Below are 17139 nucleotides of genomic sequence, written 5' to 3'. Positions count from 1 at the left end.
CAGCGTCCAAGCAGGATCAAGTTTGAATCCTAGGCGCTATAAATGTCAATAATCATTTTATCGCTAGGCGTCCTTCTATAGTAAAAATTTGAAGTACAAAGAACGCCCTCTCCTTTCAAAACACAACTGACCTCAGACAGGGCTTGTTCTCTTGCTCGAATAAATGCAAAATTACATTCACCGAGTACATAAGTGAACGTTTCTGTATAAAAAGGAAGCCTGCAGGCGTCAGAAACTTGATAGCGTAAACGGCCATCCGCTGCAAGCTTAGCTGCTAACTCGCGAGCAATAATGATTGCTACTTCAGATATACTAATGCCCTCAACAGAAGATCCAGTTTTTTCAAAATAATAACGCAAACTGTAACCGGTAGAGCCAGCAAGATCCAACAACACAGACTCGTGATGAATGCTAGCATCCTTATCCAATAATCAACAGTATAGTTACCACCGAGCGGCGTATTATCCTGTTTCATCAGCGCCACAAAATCAGCATGACTCATCGAACAAACGTCTTCAAACTTCGCAAATAATCACTAAGCTCCATCATATAATTTCCTCCTTATAGGATTTTTTAAACAGATCTCCAGCACAAAGTAAAGCTTTTGTTCTCCCTCGCGCTCTAAAAACACCACCAAATCCGGCGTGTAAGAGCCTATGATCGTCACAATTTTAAAGCTCTCCTTGGTAATAAAAAAATAATTTTACTTCTGAGACATTATCATTGATTTTGCACAAATTCTTTCTCAATATTACTCTTATAAACCACATGATCATACATGCTTTTCTCACTCGTCACAGCGGTCCGTTCTAAATTCGCCAAAAGTTCGCTACTTGCAAAACATTCTTGCACGCTATAGTCTTGGCCAGCTTATTAATACTATCAATAGTGAGATTGACATGCGCTTTATTGAAGATTTCCTCCACGCACTCTAAAAAAGCTTGCGTTTTTTTTACAAAATCTAATATGCGCCCACTCTTTAGCAAAACATCAATATCATAAGCCTCTTGATATGTTCGCTCCGATATTTCTGGCTTATAGCAGCACAATTATTTGGCGCATTCAAATCTGTAAGCATCTCTCCTAAAAATGATAGACCGCTATTCATTTCGATGAAATCCATATAAAATGACCCACACACTATTTTTTCCTGTGTCTTTATGTAAGTCATAGGCAAGGCCTTGTTCAACTGTATCTTCACTCTCAAGCCCCCTCGCCTTTTATTAACTTTTTATCAGTATAAAGCCAGGCCAAATTAAGCGGGATAACCAAACATATACAAAGCAAAGCGAAACAAAAAGCTGCTTCTATACCAATATTACTTGCCAACCAACCAATCAGTATAAGCGCTAAAATACCAAAAATACGCGCAAGAAAACTCACAATAGATAAAACCGTATTCGCGTTCTTTTGTTGAATATGTTTAAAAAATTCTGCTTCAAACTGCGTCACAGGGACAGAAAAAAAACTGTGAAATATGGTGAATAAAATAATGGGAGCCCAACTGTTCGCAACAAGAAGCAGAGCAAGCATAACAACAGCACTCAGGACTAGCGAGCACAAAGTTATCGCCATAGGAGCATATTTTTGCATAAGATATTTAATGACAAAGCGATTAAATAAGTATTTGACAAAACTATAAGACACAAAGCACAGGCCAAGAATAAGAATTTTAGTCTTCCCTGTTGCATTATCTAATGCTCCTGTTTGTTCCAAAATAAAAGGTTGCCAAAAATGAAATATTGGCTGCAAGGCAGCAACAATAAAACCACATATCAATATATAATATAACCCGATTTTTGAGGTAACTAAATAAACAAAAGCTTCTGTTGCATGCAACAAAGAACCTGAGTTTCTTAGCTGACTACTCCCAACGGATGCAATACCCACTCCCCTCACCCGACTAAACCAGAATACAAGCACGAGAAACCCAAAAGAACAAAAATAATATGCCGACTGATAATTATCCATAGACAAAACAATAAGAACACCTAGTGCACCAGCAATCATATTCATGAATGCTGTTAGTTCCCGCTTATAGGCGTTTACTTGGTGATAGACCAAACTACCCTTGTAAAGACTGCCGTCGATTAAACCTTTAATCCACGCGCTATCAGCGCCAGAACATAAAGCAAAGGCTAAAGCATAAATAATTTCTGCCGGAATTAAGACAGAAAGATTAGGCGCGTAGATACATAAAAAGAAGAAGAGTGAAAAAAAGAAACATGAAAAGATAACATTTTGTTTAACGCCGATTTTATCTCCTAAAATCCCACACGGTACTTCAAAAATACAAATAGCCACGCTAAACACAATTTGCAACAAAGCGAGCTGTGTTACACTAACGCCCATAGACAACCAAAAAAAAGCATGGAAGGAACCTGTAATCAGCCGAACCCCGCTCATTGCCGCACAGCCATAGAGCAATTTTTTAACTTCATAATCTATCGCCATTAATATATCCTAAAGCTATAAAGCTGGCAGCTTTTTTGCCACCAGCTTTATAGTTTTTTTAAACCTCAATTCGCAAGGGAGCGTCGAGTAGCCATTTTCTGCTCATTTGACAGAGTTTTGAGCGCAGTAACATCAACCCGCTTAATTTGAATTTTTTTCAGTGGTTTATACATATCTTTATTTTTCATAACTTTACCTCCTGTATTAAATGAAAACAATTAAATTTAACATGAAGCACATACTGTAGCTACTTTATAGCTACCTTTTGTCAATTTGTTATTTTGATGTAAAAAGTTTTACTCTCCTCCCCACGCTTAAGCTAAGTATTTCACGCATCAATCATAATGAAAACAATTAAATAACATGAAGTACACATTATAGCTACTTTATAGCTAATTTTTTTTGTCAATGTATTATTTTGATATAAAAAGCTTTGCTCTTCCCCCGCGCCCATATTAAAGTATTTCATGCACCAATCATTCTACAACAACCACCGCAGCACTTGGAAATTATGCACCCCTTGAAGCAAAGTACGCTTATACGCACGCCAATTTGTTACCGGCTTGATCATTAAAAGCAACATCCATTTTGCAGGGCATCAAAACACGCTTTTCCGCACTTAATCTTCGCCATTTCTTTAAGGCGCAAATCAAACTCGCTGTTTGCCCCTTTTGTCTCCAGCTAAAATAAAGCTTTTGTTCACCCTCGCGCGCTCATACTGCTCAATCTGGCGTATAAGAGCCAATGAACGTTACAATTTTAAAACTCCTTGGCAGTTTAAAAAACAATCTTACATCAGGGGCATTATCGAGATTTTGCGCAAACTCTTTCTCAATACGGCTCTCACAAATCACATGATCATAAACTCTTTTCCATTGACCGCCGCCGGCCATATGATCGCCTTTTATGACCTCATCTTACAGATGTAGAATCAATTTTATTTACGCTGCACACATTCAGCAATTATTTTATCATCTGCACGTGAGCGAAAAACATCAACAACATGCGGTGGTGGCTTTGATCATGAGACCAGCTGCTCAATCAACCAACACGAAAATGCATTGTGCAGGCGAGTGTCCCCCAAAAATACTATATTCCAAACCCATCCATATGGACCACCTTTTAAAAATTGTACCTATGACTGATCAAAATAATAATCCCAAAACACATATTTAGCCCTTGTCTGAAATAACTTGGTTTCGGATTGATGAGAACAAAAATGCGCTGCGATAATCACGTCATCCAACCCTCATTACCAGCACAAGGGAGCTAACATTTCTGTACCAACAGCTTCTAAATTATGGAAGTGACTTAAAGAATATACCCCACATGTTGCTGTAAAATTGTAAATTAACAGATTGCGAATTCCCTGCCTCGCATAAACCGCATGCATTTATAATAAAGAGAACTAATGCAACATTAAAGCAAAGAGCAATCTGTGTAATACAAGTTATTATTCCGCGCTTAGAACTTTTAACGTAAAAAATTCAAATAGAGACACATATTATCCCTTTTAATGACTTAAAAAAGCAAAACTTTTTATATCTCTTTCTCCATAATCAAAAGTGTTCCCCCATCTTCGTATAATTGACCAATTCTCTTAAAACCTAATTTTTCACAAAAGGAAAGGCCTTTGATATTCTCGCTGTTCACTTTAAGATGAATCCTACCTTGTATCTTATTGATCGCTATAGCTTGTTCAAGCAGTTTTTCGCAGATTCCTAAACGCTGATAGGAAGGTAGCACATAAAGCCTTGCTAAATAAGCTTTATCCTTATCAGAACAATCAAAAAATATATGGCCAGCAATTTTGTCCATCCACCTTGCTATCAAGAACAAGGTACCACATTTTTGATCTGATCACTTATAGCTTCAATATTATGCCATTTATCCGTTTGAGCTGTAACAACATCTGCACCAAGCACTGCATCATAAGTATCATGCCAAGTCTCAACAAGAAAGCGGCTGATTTCTAACGCATCAGACAACAAAGCTTGGGGAATTGCAACTTCCATAAACACTCTCCGCGAATATTAATCTATTTTATTGTTGCTTTAAAAATAGACCCTATCAAGTTCTTCAAACTTTTAAATTCATAAATTTATTTCAAAAGAATATAACGTGTTGCTACAAGCCACTTATTCTTCCCCATACCCCCTTCATTCCGCAGCGACGAGTTCAGTACTTGGCGTCCCCGTCACACCGTCCCTCGCCGACACCCCACGCTTATATGCACGCCAATTTGTCACCGGCTGGTCATTAAATACAACGCTCGTTTGCAGTGCATCAAAATGCGCTTTGCCACATTTAATCTTCAGTATTTCTTTAAGGCGCAAATCAAACTCGCTGCTTGCTCCTTTTGTCTCCAGAACAAAATAAAGCTTTTGTTCGCCCTCGCGCTCTAAAAATACCGCCCAATCCGGCGTATAAGAACCAATGGGAGTGGCTATTTTAAAACTTCTTGGCAGTTTAAAAAACAATCTGACTTCAGGATCATTTTCAAGACTTTGTGCAAACTCTTTCTCCACACTGCTTTCATAAACCACATGATCATACACACTCTTCTCACTCACAACAGCTGTACGCTCTAAATTCGCCACAAGCTCTTTACTGGTAAAAAGCTCTTGCACACTATATTCTTTCCCAACTAGCTTTAAATACTTAATGCCATCAATTGCCAAATTAACATGGGTTTTATTGAGTATTTCTTCTATGCGCTCTAAAAAAGCTTGTGGATTTTTCACAAACTCATGCTCACGACCACTCTTTATCAAAATACCAATAATTGTCTTTGCGGTTAATTTCAGCTTTAAGGTCAAATAATGTATGATGTTCGGCAGTGCACACGAACTATAATCAAGCGCACTCTGCTTTAATAACTTCTCTTCATAGGTTACACCAGAACTATCCAGTTCTATCTCTGCTGTCTGATAAACCAAATGCGCAGGCGCAACTGGCGCCATTTTTTTCACTGCATCCACTGCTTTGGCAACAAACTCTGTGTGATCAAGCTTTGCACGATAAGTGGTCTTTTTATTGATCTTCTCCCACAAGGATAAAAACTCCGGCGAAATAACTGTTTGCTTTTTAAGCTTAACCCGCACCTCACGTGTAGCATTACGAATAATCGGCATGGCTTGGCTTGCTTCTAACGCCTGCAGCACAGCTTGCTTCTGCCCTTTACTAAAACGTTCACTTAAATCCAACGTCCCAGCCGCCCATTGCATTTTTAATGTATCTGTAATTTTCCCTGCTGATGTAAGCAAGGCTTTTTCACGCAACTCAACCAATATACCAGCAGCCTCTTGCGAAGACAGAGTCTTTGTTTCCATGACAGCTATTGTATACGTCAGATCTTGCAGCGTCTCAACATTAATAAGCGCGCCTGCATTAATTTTTTTGACAATTTCTTGATATAACTCGCGTGGCATTTCCGACGTCGCTATAGCTTCAAATTCACTAGCCACTAAATCTTGATCTACTTTTACGACACCCGCCTCATCAATCAAATCTTTTGCAACAAGCGTTTTAACAATTTTTTGTGCTTGCGGCACTTCCACTTTAGCGGCCACATATTTTACATCTTCATACATACGGCCAACCAACTGCTCCATCTGCAATGTACCAAATTTATAACCAATATCTGCCTCTAATTCTTTTTGCAATGTACTCACAAACTCAGCAAAACTTTCATTCACCATGACATGCAGCACATTTATATCTTTATCTTCTACCTGCTCACCTTGTTGGTTTACGCACAAGCGCAAACCGCGACCAATCTTTTGCCGTGCAGTAAAATTCGATTTTTGCTCAATCAACATGCACACTTGAAACACATTCGGATTATCCCAGCCTTCCCTCAATGCTGAATGCGAAAAGATAAAACGTAAGGGGCATGCAAAAGATAATAACCACTCCTTATCTCGCATAATTGTGTTATAAGTGTCATCATCAGCTTGGCTGTCGCCTTTTGTATCCTTATACACTCCCTTCCTGTCTTGCGAGAAATAACCCCCGTGCACGTTTCGAACATTTTGCGTAAACCTAGTCCGCAAGAGTGCATATTTCTCTTTCGCCAACAGCTCTTCATAACATTCTTCAAACATACGCTCATAAAGCGCGGGCTCTTCATCATTGCTACGATATTTAGCCACCTCATCAATAAAAAAAAGTGATAAAACTTTGATCCCTAAAGGTACAAGCCGCAATTCCTTATCTAAATGTGTTTCTATAGTGCGATAAATTTGCGCACGTTTAAGCTCTATTGTATTCACATCACCAAGCGGATGGCCAAATTTAACAATTTCAGTATCAGAAAACTCAACGGCTTCATCCCCCGCCATGCAATTGATACCCGAAACAATGTACCCCCTATAAAGCTCACGCCCGCCCGTAATGAGATACAGATCATCCCCTGGTTTAACCGTCATGGTCTTGCGGCTGACAGTGCCGCCTTTGCCGGCAACGTCTAGCTCTAACCGCGCCTTAAAGCCATGTTCGTGTGATACGCCTTTCAGAGCAATATAGGGACGATTAAAATCTTTCTCTATCTGATTAGAAGAGACACAAATTTGCTTCACCAGTCCTTTTTTATAAGCATCAACAGGTGTTAGACGATATAAAAGATTAATCTCATCTTTATGCGTGGCACTATAGCGGAAAACACAAAGCGGATTAAGACTTACAATAGCCTCCTTCGCTTTTGCTGTATTATCCACTGATTGCGGTTCATCTATGATCACAATCGGATTTGTGTCTTGGATATAGCGCATAGCACTTTCGCCATTCAGTTTATCCTGCGGAAGATTGATAATATTTTCTGCTTTTTTAAATGCATCAATATTGATAATCATAATTTCAATATTGGTCGAGTTTGCAAATTGGCGAATTTGCGAAAGATCTTTTGAATTATAAATAAAATAACGATAGGGCAGATTATCAAACTCTGCTTGAAAATGCTCCCTCGTTACCTGCAGTGATTTATATACCCCTTCGCGAATCGCAACACTTGGTACGACAATAATAAATTTAGTAAAGCCATAGCGTTGATTTAACTCAAAAATCGTCTTGCTATAGACATAGGTTTTGCCTGTCCCCGTTTCCATCTCAATAGAAAACTGCTTTTGCTCTAGCGTCTTACTCACCAAGAGTTTATTGTTCTGTTGCACCTCTCGTAAATTTGCTAATATGCTTTCATCACTAATCGATAATTGATTACCATAGCCAAATTCTTTTAACGCTAATTGTCCTGGTTCGGAACGCAAGGAAAAAGAAGAAGCTCTTCGCGCTTGTCCTTTAAATAAATCAGTGACGCTTTTAACCGCATCATTTTGAAATTCTTGTTTTTTAAATTTAAGTTTCATATCGACGCCCCAATCGTCTCTTTATAGTTTAAATTTTATCAAAACTTACTTCATTGTCTTTAAAGATAAAGTCGCAATTAATAAGCGCCTCATCACCTTCAAAGGCCGCATCAAGCGCTACGATTTTTACGGGCAAATATTTTATCATCTCCTCCGCATCTTCAGGTTCAAAAGGCGGATCTATGGCTATAATCACCAAGACATCGCCTTCGCTCTCGCCTATATAATAGAATTTTTTTCCATTGATTGGTAAAGGATAAATTTTTAAATCCAGTGACCAACCATATTTAAGCATGATCTCGAAAATAATATCTTGATGAGAGTGCTCGGGATTTACCCCCCGCAAAACATGATCAAAGCGCATTCGCAATTGTTCTTTAACATCAAGTGCATTCGGATCAATCGGACTATCGTCCCATATGGGAAAGTTAGAACTATCGAGCTCTAGCACACGAAATCCAGTGTCTAGAGGCTGCTCACCTATGAGTTCTGCTTTATGCTTTTGCTTAATTTGTGCACCAGCGCGGCGAATACGTTCAATTCCTATATCGCAGATAGTTTTATAACCAGCCTTATAAGCTTCGCTCTTCTCATCACACAATTCAGGCAATTGCACCATGATGAATTTACGATTGCCGCCATCTTGCGCGTTTAAGTCCATCACCGCGTGGGCGGTCGTGCTAGAGCCCGCGAAAAAATCGAGGATTATGTCGTTCTCGCTTGTACTACTTTCTAATAGAACCTTTATCGCCTCTGGATTTTTCGGAAAATCGAACGCCCCCTTAAAATCTTCTAACGGTTTAGAGGCAAAATGATCTAACCAGTTTGTATTTCGTAAAATATTTTCTGTAGGCGGAATCCAATGTTCAACGCCCATATTTTTCCCCTTGCCAGAAGGATTTCTACGTATAAATTTTTTAGTGCAACCCGTCTTTCTCCAATATTCTTCTAGTGAAATAGAGGAATGATTTTCTAAGTAATCAACATAATTTGCAATCGCTTCCTCTGCTTTTTCTTTTGACCATTTCCATTGCCCCTCATTTGGCGTAAAGTCTAAAATATCGTAACGCATCGTTGGACGATCAGCATTATTCCAGAAACCTTTCCAGTATCCTGCTGCCTGCCGTTTCTCACTCGCTTCCCGATACACAGGGTTAAATTTAAATTTGCTAGATTTAGCATAGCAAAGCACATACTCAAAACCAGTATTAAAGCTAACCAATCCATCTTGAACGAATTGACTATTGATATTTTTATCATAACGTTTCAGGATAAAAACGTTTCTAAAATTCTCCTCGCCAAACACCTCGTCGCACACTTTGCGCAAATTATGCACTTCATGATCATCAATCGAGATAAATATCACCCCATCGTCACGCAATAAGGTCTGTGCCAAACGCAAGCGCGGATAAATCATATTGAGCCACGCCGTGTGAAACCGCCCCATTGTCTCAGGATTCGATTTGGTCGTTTGGCTCGTCACTTCCTTATAGCGCGCCAACGGGTCTTTAAAATCATCATCATAGATAAAATCATTCCCCGTATTATAGGGCGGGTCTATATAGATCATCTTCACTTGGCCAAAATAAGCCCGCTGGATAAGCTTTAATACTTCAAGATTATCGCCCTTAATATAAAGATTATGTGTATTATCAAAGCTTACGCTCTCCTCGCGCTTCGGACGCAAAGTTGCAAGTGAAGGTTTTTGTGCAAGCTTTAAACTCGCTCCTTTGCCCTTCCATTCAAATTTGAATTTCTCAAAATCATTATCGATATATTCGCCGCATAGATTAAGAAGCTGGTCTATATCTAGCTTGCCCTCAGCAAAACATTGCGGAAATACTGCTTTTAACTTCTCCATGTCTGGATTAACTGGGCTTTGACTCATGCCTTCTATTTTATCTTCACCCGCTATTATACTCATCTTTGCGTTTCTCCGTTACGCTTAGTATAAAATATGTCTATGAATATTTCTTTTGTACGTTGCAATTCCTTTTATCCCATTTATTTCTGTATCCTCTACAAATTTACTTTCATGCAAAATGTCGTATAAGCTGTTCTCTTTATTTTGCAAAGTTTCTTGTGCTTGTTTTATCTCTTTGCTCTTATGCAAGTCAGCTAGATCAGTTCGCATTACCACATTTTGATCATTTTGCTTTTTTTGTCTTGCTTTGCAAGAACAATAATTTCGCGCTCTAAGTCGGCGCGCTGTTTTGCATAATTAAAGACGGCGGTTTTTCATTTCTCTTTGTGCGCTATTATGGCACTTACAAACATTATCAGTAAGCTTATCAATTGGCACAAGACCATCCCTAATATGGTTATATTCTAGTGCCCGCTACATTTCTGAGAAATCGAAGCACTGAATCGCCAATTTGACGACATATCACCATGGGTAATTTGAAAATTCCTTTACATGAGGCTTGATCACGCACAAACAAGTATTATCACGGACGACTAAAACATAAATTTCTTCATAATTTATTTAGACATAATAAAAACCAATTTCGTAAGGGATTATGTTGGCATCTACTTTTAGTTCTCCCTTGTCCGCGCAAGCAGGACTTGCAAGAATAACACCATCAGCAGCTGGCGATTATTTTGACAAACGCACTTTAACACCGCCATTGTCCTTAACTTATAGAAACAATAACTTTTTTAAAATGACCCCTCAACAGCTTATAAATATAGACATACTTTTCTCGTCATTTTTACAGTATTAAACTATTCCCATTTACCGAGCTTATTTCTCATTGTAAGGCTGAATGTTTCTCATAAACGCATATTATTTTCAAAACTCAACAGATCATATTGAGGTCATAATCAAAGGTCCCCCTTTTCAATATGATGTAAGTTTTGTAACCTATGCTGTTATCTCCATAGAAGTAAACAACCTCTATGGAGGATGAGGAGCTATGCCTTCACAGTGAGTGCTTAGAGTGCTTTTATAACACTCACCCCACTCCAAACAGAGAATTGCGTTTTATTAAATAACCCACGCGCATATAATTAAAGAAAGAAACGTTTAAGTTTGCGCCAATCATGCCAAGCCAATAGCCCATAAAGCCATATTCAAAAAAATATGCCAAGAGCGCGCCTCCAAATAAGCCTACCCCCCAATAGCTTATTGTGACCACAATGATTGACCAAAACGTATCAAGCAAACCCACAAGTATGCCATTGAGCATAGCTCCTAAAGTGCCAAAAGCAAAAGACAATAAGACAAACGGAAGCAACTCCCAAGAGAGAACAACAACGCGGACTGAAGAAATATCAAAGATGGTTGTAAGGATAAATTCATAAGAGAGATATACAATCCCTGATAAAAACAAGACATAAGCTGCAGCAAAAACTGTGATACTCATACGTAACTGTTTTAGAGCCATATGATTCTCATCTGCTCGATACCACGCTGCTATGGTCGCGGCTGCACTGGAAATCCCCAAAGCTACCACAGAAATAAGCATATCAAGACGCATTCCAATCGTATGCGCAGCCAAAGCTTCGACCCCATAAGCCGTAATCATGAAGGCAATGACAGAAGGAAAGCCCTCCGCAATAAGAATACGAATACCAATGGGAATCCCTACTCGCAGTAATTGTATTATTCGTGCAATTTCTAACTTTGGTCTTAAATAATTAAAGTGAAAGGAACTAAAAGTAGAATTGCGGGACAGAATTATTGCTACTGCCAGAACAATCAAAATACGGATCAAACTACTCGCAATCCCAGCACCAAAGACACCAAATCCGCTTACTGGACCTATACCAAAAATAAGCGGCCAAGAGATAAGAAAATTTACCAGAATAGCTGCAAGCATAACAAAAGTTAAGGGCTTTGGATGACCAATTGCTGAAAGTAATCCGCGGCTATTTACATAAAGATAAAAAAACACCACCCCTATAGCAGCGCCACTATTATATTCCTGCGCTATATGGGCAATTGCCTCATCTTGGCCGAAAAGACATAAAATATTCCTCGTATTGAGTAAAATAATCGCACTCATCATTCCAATCAAAAGGGAAAGCCATATTCCCTGATCAAACCATGCCTTCAATGCATATCTATCTTGTCTGCGAAAGCTTTCCGCAAGTTTTGGTGCAACAGCGGTAATAATCCCTAGTCCCAATAACATAACAAAACTAAACATACTCAGAGCTAACATTGTACCACTCAAGGCTTGAACACCTAAATGCGCCACAAGTGCTGCATCTGTGAAGGAAATCATCATCTGAGAGATAAACCCAATAGCCAGTGGCATACCAAGAGAGAGCAATTTCTTCATCACAACAAACATTGTGAAACACCCTTCCCTATTGAAGGGCATATTAAGTCTAGATCTTTTAAACAAAACGCATTGACTTTTTTCGTCAAGTCTTTCCATCGCAAATCTTGCGTAAAGGATGCATAACGAGCCCCCATTAAGCTAAGAGGAGATGCCCTGTTCTTAAAGGAGAAATGCAATGCGCCTTTATTGTTTTTTTGGACTTCATGCCATGCGTTTTTTTGTACAACATTACGCGCCAAAACAGCTACAATCGTTGATAAAATATCCTCAGCAAGTATTTGTTCATCTTGCACATCCATTTGCAGTATTTTCAATAAAATTTGGGGGAAAATTTCTTGGTACAAAACTTGATATGCTCCCCCTAAAAAACGAATTCCTGGCAAGAAAGACCACTTAAAAATATAAAAAATAAACGAGGGACTAATCGTCCTGTTCGAAGATTTTGTACAATGGAATTAGTTTCAAAATCAATACGCAGAATATAAAGCACCATCTCTTAACTGAGAGGTCATACACGTCCCTCAACCGATAGCCAAAATAGATCTGTGGCAGTGGGAATGAAATTTTTCCATAAATCTTGTGATTTTAGCTGACGAGCATTATGAGTTACTAAGACATCGTCATTAATGGCAAATTAGAATCAATGTCTACAGAAGCCATTGGACAGCATATACATGTTACCCATAAAATGTGTTTACTAACGCAAAACTGGACAATTTTATCCAATTGAAAATAAATAACCATAATCTCAGATATAACACGCCTAGGTTCAATAATTACTGTAAGCTTATGTAAATCACAACCCAATTGTGACAATGCCTCATAAATTTTACGAGGGTATTCGTCATTGACCATCACAGCATCGCAGAACTCTGTGGAAGTTGGATATCCCCCGCCTAGACTGATAAAACTTATCTGATCCTTCAATGCGTAAATATCCTTTCCAGCCTTAGTTAAGGTGGATACAATTAACTCAGTCGAATTCAAATTAGAGCCCACATGCAAATGCTCCCCATTAAGCCTAATTCTATTGGATTCTAGCAAAGACAATGCGGCATGTAAGTCCACCGCAGTCATACCAAAACGCGATCTATCCTCATTTGCCAGGATATGGCACAATCTCAATGAGATTTTAAGCGCTATGTCAAAATAGCGGGCAAGAGCGATGATGTCATGTAATTCGATAATATTATCACACTGGACATTTATATATTTTCTAATAGATAATTCTGTCTCTTCTCGAAGTTTTATAGGAATATTAAAAATATATCTTTACCTTTAAAACCATCTTTTTGCGCTAATGATATTTCATGACCAGACGCAAATCCCAAGCCCCAGCAACATAACAATGATGCTCCGCACGTCCGTTAAAAACTGCTTTTTCTCGCTCTAGGCATTCATAGCCCCACCACGTAAAACAGGATACTAATTACAATATCAGGCTATAAGATTGCAAGAGAACGTTCTTTTATAAAGAGACATTTTTTTATCTTTACATTGCCTCTTAAACAAGCTAGCCAGTTCATATAATTAAGTCATATGTGTAACACATATGACTTCTACAAAGGAAGATTCATTATGTTCCGTGAAAGTCCTTGATAATACACTCGGGCCATTGGATCACCAGTCACACGTCAATAATATATTGCGAGTTGAGAAATTGAGGGGGGGAAGCTATGCAACTCGTGAATTATTCTTTTGTGAAGTTCGATCAACTCAAGTTGATTTATAACTTCATATATCTGTTATTTCGCACTCTTTCAAATGAATTTTACGATTACCTAAATTTTAATAAGCTAGCGCAAAGTAAGCAGATTTCACAAGTGCATACCATTTCTCTTTATTTGTATATTCCCTTTTACGAAACTATCTATTCCTTCTGTCCCTTTCAGAAAGAAGCCTACAAGCACCTTAAGCAAATCAAAGCTTATATATCAACGCTTACTACAGAGATCAGAACCAAAGGAAATTTCATTTTCTCGCTTAGAGGGCCCATCCGCAGCATCTATATAGGGGGCATTACACCGTCGCTCTTGTCCGCAGATAATATCCGACACATCGGAAAAGTATTGCATGCCGAATTTGAGCTTTCTTCCTTAGCCGAGTTTACACTGGAAAGCGAACTGAAGAGCGTCACACGTGATAAACTTTATGCTGCCCGTGAGACCGGCATTAACCGGATCAACTTCGGTGTACAGAGTTTCATTGAGCGTTTCCGCTCATTGTTTAACCTCACCTCAACATGTAAACAAATCAAAAATACCGTGGACTGGTCACAAGAGATAATTGGACCTGTCGGTTTCGACATACTATATGGCATGTACAGCCTGCGAGCCGAAGAACTATTATACGATTTGAAGCAAGCCAGCGAGCTTCACCCTGAAATCATCAAGCTCTATGCAATCAACAATCTGGCTATCACATCGCAACTGCATAAATTTTACGCACAAAAAGGGCCAAAACCATCCAGTCTACAGCATCGACAGATGCTACGCTTATTTAGCGATATCGTTATGCGCAGCTGCAGCTATGCACCATGTATTGGGCATTCTTATATCAAAATTTCCAATAACACTCCTTTAACGCTCGCTAAAACAAGTTCAGCTAATTACTTCCACTATCACAAATATTTGCATGGTTATCATGACGGTCCTGTGGTTGGCTTCGGGACGTCAGCACTATCGATTCTCGGCTCACGCGTCACACGAGCCAATCCCAGTCGAAGCGCATACATTACTGACATACAACTTAAAGGAAAATCCAAAGTATACTACAATTGGGTATCAGCGGAGCAACAAACCTTCAAGGCTTTGTGTATGCGGCTACTTTATAATGGCTATGCCAAAAAAGAAAGAATTGACTGGATCGCACTCCCCTCTTTCATATACAATAACCTACAACAGCTCATAGGCGCAGGTCTCATCGTAGAAAGTGATAACAATCTCCAGCTAACTCTGTGTGGTTGGCAATGGTATTCCAACCTCATGTATTTTCTTCTACCTCAAGCAGATAGGTATATCTTGGACGACTATGTCGCAAACATGCTGAATACAACCACCATACTTGATGGATCAGCGGAAATCTGTGTGGCATCTTAAGGAGAAAAGAATGTTCACGCTTTTTGCCAATAAGAACATACGCTATTTTTGCCTAACCGTTAGTCTGCTCGCCTTACTCAGCGGTGCTTTGCGCACTGCCATCCCGCTATTAGCAAGACAATCTGGATATAGCGTAGTCGGAGTAAGTTGGGCGCAAGGTCTCTTCTCATTAGCATGGCCAATTTTCGGCATCCTTGCAGGCGTTTTACTTGATCGCTGCGACAAAATAAAACTGGCCACCTCCGCTCTCCTCATCTTCATGCTACTGCATATTATCCTGTTCGTACTGCTTATGATACAGATTGCTCCAGCCGAACAAATTTTCTTCTATGCAACCATTGCTGGATTCATCGTCGTTTCTGCCGAAGCTTATATCATGACAATTCCACCACTTATCATGGAGGGAGAACGATTGATGACCTTCTACTCAATTGTTTTGTTTTTAGACTTCGGGGTCTCCTATTTTCTTGCTCCTGTCATAACAAGCAGCATTTTAGGGTATAGCACATTGCTATTTTTCGGCCTGTTAATCGTGCTTTTTATCACATTGATTTTTACCGCTCGCCGTGCTGTTCCCACATCGCCAGCATTTGATAAAGAAAACATCACTTTCCGTTATATCATTGCCGGCTTTCGTTTCATTTTTTCAAATCGGCATCTCACCTCCCTTACATTGCTCACATTCTTTCTATCGGTGGTATTTGGAGCATTCCTAACCTCGTTCATCTTCTTCGTTACCGACGTTCAGTATCTGGGCCTCCATAGCAGCCAATATGGTGTGATGTTTGCAGCCTACGCGCTTGGTACAATGGCAGGTGCCCTCTTTGCGCCGCGTATACGCTATGCACCGGTACGTCTAGCTGTTCTCACTGACGGCTTAGGAACGGTTGCCTTGCTACTTATTCCAGCCTTTTCAAAAAGTGCTCTCGTCGTATGGGGTATCACCTTTATTGCTGGTGTTGGAGCAAGCTTATGGTTTATTAGTGTTACCGCCTTCAGGCAGCGCCTCACACCAAAGCAACTTCTCGGACGAGCTAATTCTGCTTTTCGGGTGATAGGCTATGCTGGAATGCCGGTCGGAAGCTTTTTGGTTGGTGTCCTTGGTTCCTTTATATCATTGCAGTTTGCTGCCATCTCTATCGCTGGAGTACTATTGGTGGCTATAGCGATAACGCTTCCATTTCTTTGGCAGGCTGATCATATAGACACACCCAACCCTGCCACGAGGTAACAGCTGCTTTAAAAAAAACATTGGTCGGAAAAGGCACACATACCCTATGACGCAATCAATTGATCTGTTCTTTGGACGAGGAAATTATCACCATAATGGCTGATAGAGCAGCGGAACTATGAAAGAAGTGAAACAAGCGCTAAAGGCAAAACAGACCCTTTACGTTGCATTGAGCGATGACCTCAACACCTATATAAAGGATGCAGAGAGCTTATAGCGTACGGAGCGCAATCCTTAACCCAAAACACCGCCCTAGCAATACCCACTTATACTCCAGTTAATCCATCACCCGCTATTATACTCATCTTTGTTCTTCTCCGTTATGCTTAGAAAATATGTCTATGAATATTTCTTTTGTACGTCGCAATTCCTTTTATCTTATTTATTTCTGTATCCTCTGCAAATTTACTTTCATGCAAAATGTCGTATAAGCTGTTCTCTTTATTTTGCAAAGTTTCTTGTGCTTGTTTTCCCTCTTTTCGCTTACGCAAGTTAGCTAGATCAATTCGCATTACCACATTTTGATCATTTTGCTTTTTTTGCCTTGCTTTGCAAAAGCAATAATTTCGCGTTCTAAGTTGGCGCGCTGTTTCGTATAATAAAGACGGCGGTTTTCTATTTCTCTTTGTGCTTTATTATGGCACTTACAAACATTATCAGTAAGCTTATCAATTGGCACAAAACCATCCCCAATATGGTTATAT

Annotated in this window: 15 protein-coding genes; 2 read left to right on the top strand and 13 right to left on the bottom strand. The window is 39.4% G+C overall.

All coding sequences use genetic code 11. The features are described from left to right. Nucleotides 1-29: 29 nt before the first annotated feature. The 12 genes from D1092_RS09655 to D1092_RS00980 all read right to left on the bottom strand — a co-directional run bounded on the left by D1092_RS09655 (nucleotide 30) and on the right by D1092_RS00980 (nucleotide 13363). Nucleotides 30-428 (bottom strand): class I SAM-dependent methyltransferase, encoded by a 399-nt coding sequence (locus D1092_RS09655; protein ID WP_210247576.1) that lies wholly within the window; start codon nucleotides 426-428, stop codon nucleotides 30-32. 107 nt (nucleotides 429-535) lie between these two features. After that, a complete protein-coding gene (locus tag D1092_RS09730; protein ID WP_420914086.1) occupies nucleotides 536-634 on the bottom strand; it encodes a hypothetical protein in 99 nt (32 codons plus the stop codon). A 569-nt stretch (nucleotides 635-1203) separates the two neighbouring features. Then, nucleotides 1204-2454: an MFS transporter gene (locus tag D1092_RS01025; protein WP_120121795.1), complete on the bottom strand. Its 1251-nt coding sequence runs from the start codon at nucleotides 2452-2454 to the stop codon at nucleotides 1204-1206. Between the two features lie 570 nt (nucleotides 2455-3024). Then, the gene (locus D1092_RS10175; RefSeq protein WP_277623160.1) at nucleotides 3025-3102 is read right to left on the bottom strand and encodes a hypothetical protein; all 78 of its coding nucleotides are present in this window, start codon (nucleotides 3100-3102) and stop codon (nucleotides 3025-3027) included. A 74-nt stretch (nucleotides 3103-3176) separates the two neighbouring features. After that, the gene (locus D1092_RS10005) at nucleotides 3177-3347 is read right to left on the bottom strand and encodes a restriction endonuclease (RefSeq protein ID WP_167309293.1); all 171 of its coding nucleotides are present in this window, start codon (nucleotides 3345-3347) and stop codon (nucleotides 3177-3179) included. Nucleotides 3348-3993: 646 nt separating this feature from the next. Beyond that, on the bottom strand, nucleotides 3994-4272 hold the full coding sequence (locus D1092_RS01020; protein ID WP_120121794.1) for a GNAT family N-acetyltransferase: 279 nt from the start codon (nucleotides 4270-4272) through the stop codon (nucleotides 3994-3996). A gap of 11 nt (nucleotides 4273-4283) precedes the next feature. Continuing rightward, nucleotides 4284-4469: a hypothetical protein gene (locus tag D1092_RS01015; RefSeq protein ID WP_120121793.1), complete on the bottom strand. Its 186-nt coding sequence runs from the start codon at nucleotides 4467-4469 to the stop codon at nucleotides 4284-4286. Nucleotides 4470-4613: 144 nt separating this feature from the next. After that, a complete protein-coding gene (locus D1092_RS01010) occupies nucleotides 4614-7817 on the bottom strand; it encodes a restriction endonuclease (RefSeq protein ID WP_241436789.1) in 3204 nt (1067 codons plus the stop codon). A 28-nt stretch (nucleotides 7818-7845) separates the two neighbouring features. Continuing rightward, the gene (locus D1092_RS01005; protein ID WP_148255597.1) at nucleotides 7846-9741 is read right to left on the bottom strand and encodes a site-specific DNA-methyltransferase; all 1896 of its coding nucleotides are present in this window, start codon (nucleotides 9739-9741) and stop codon (nucleotides 7846-7848) included. A gap of 1030 nt (nucleotides 9742-10771) precedes the next feature. Next, nucleotides 10772-12115, bottom strand: coding sequence for an MATE family efflux transporter (locus D1092_RS00990; protein WP_120121789.1), 1344 nt, complete (start codon nucleotides 12113-12115; stop codon nucleotides 10772-10774). Then, nucleotides 12103-12489: a hypothetical protein gene (locus D1092_RS00985; protein ID WP_120121788.1), complete on the bottom strand. Its 387-nt coding sequence runs from the start codon at nucleotides 12487-12489 to the stop codon at nucleotides 12103-12105. The genes D1092_RS00990 and D1092_RS00985 overlap by 13 nt, the downstream gene beginning before the upstream one ends. Before the next feature lie 226 nt (nucleotides 12490-12715). Next, entirely contained in the window at nucleotides 12716-13363 is a 648-nt protein-coding gene (locus D1092_RS00980; protein WP_338155462.1) for a type III PLP-dependent enzyme domain-containing protein, read from the bottom strand. A gap of 419 nt (nucleotides 13364-13782) precedes the next feature. Between D1092_RS00980 and D1092_RS00975 the strand changes: the two genes are divergently transcribed. Both D1092_RS00975 and D1092_RS00970 read left to right on the top strand, forming a co-directional pair. After that, the gene (locus tag D1092_RS00975) at nucleotides 13783-15204 is read left to right on the top strand and encodes a coproporphyrinogen III oxidase (protein ID WP_174767354.1); all 1422 of its coding nucleotides are present in this window, start codon (nucleotides 13783-13785) and stop codon (nucleotides 15202-15204) included. Nucleotides 15205-15214: 10 nt separating this feature from the next. Further along, nucleotides 15215-16435, top strand: a complete 1221-nt coding sequence (locus tag D1092_RS00970) for an MFS transporter (RefSeq protein ID WP_120121786.1) — start codon at nucleotides 15215-15217, stop codon at nucleotides 16433-16435. Nucleotides 16436-16946: 511 nt separating this feature from the next. Here the strand turns inward: D1092_RS00970 and D1092_RS09720 are convergent. Continuing rightward, nucleotides 16947-17114: a hypothetical protein gene (locus D1092_RS09720; RefSeq protein ID WP_241436782.1), complete on the bottom strand. Its 168-nt coding sequence runs from the start codon at nucleotides 17112-17114 to the stop codon at nucleotides 16947-16949. Nucleotides 17115-17139: the final 25 nt, after the last annotated feature.

The sequence above is a fragment of the Bartonella krasnovii genome (assembly GCF_003606345.3).
Lineage (GTDB): Bacteria > Pseudomonadota > Alphaproteobacteria > Rhizobiales > Rhizobiaceae > Bartonella > Bartonella krasnovii.
Note: the sequence above shows the minus strand (reverse complement) of the source record. Positions and strands in the feature narration are given on the sequence as shown.

Coding starts and splice junctions, on each gene's coding strand:
- D1092_RS01025 (WP_120121795.1), bottom strand. CDS start 2,454: ATGGCGATAGATTATGAAGTTAAAAAATTGCTCTATGGCTGTGCGGCA.
- D1092_RS10005 (WP_167309293.1), bottom strand. CDS start 3,347: ATGGCCGGCGGCGGTCAATGGAAAAGAGTTTATGATCATGTGATTTGT.
- D1092_RS01020 (WP_120121794.1), bottom strand. CDS start 4,272: ATGGACAAAATTGCTGGCCATATATTTTTTGATTGTTCTGATAAGGAT.
- D1092_RS01015 (WP_120121793.1), bottom strand. CDS start 4,469: ATGGAAGTTGCAATTCCCCAAGCTTTGTTGTCTGATGCGTTAGAAATC.
- D1092_RS01010 (WP_241436789.1), bottom strand. CDS start 7,817: ATGAAACTTAAATTTAAAAAACAAGAATTTCAAAATGATGCGGTTAAA.
- D1092_RS01005 (WP_148255597.1), bottom strand. CDS start 9,741: ATGAGTATAATAGCGGGTGAAGATAAAATAGAAGGCATGAGTCAAAGC.
- D1092_RS00990 (WP_120121789.1), bottom strand. CDS start 12,115: ATGTTTGTTGTGATGAAGAAATTGCTCTCTCTTGGTATGCCACTGGCT.
- D1092_RS00975 (WP_174767354.1), top strand. CDS start 13,783: ATGCAACTCGTGAATTATTCTTTTGTGAAGTTCGATCAACTCAAGTTG.
- D1092_RS00970 (WP_120121786.1), top strand. CDS start 15,215: ATGTTCACGCTTTTTGCCAATAAGAACATACGCTATTTTTGCCTAACC.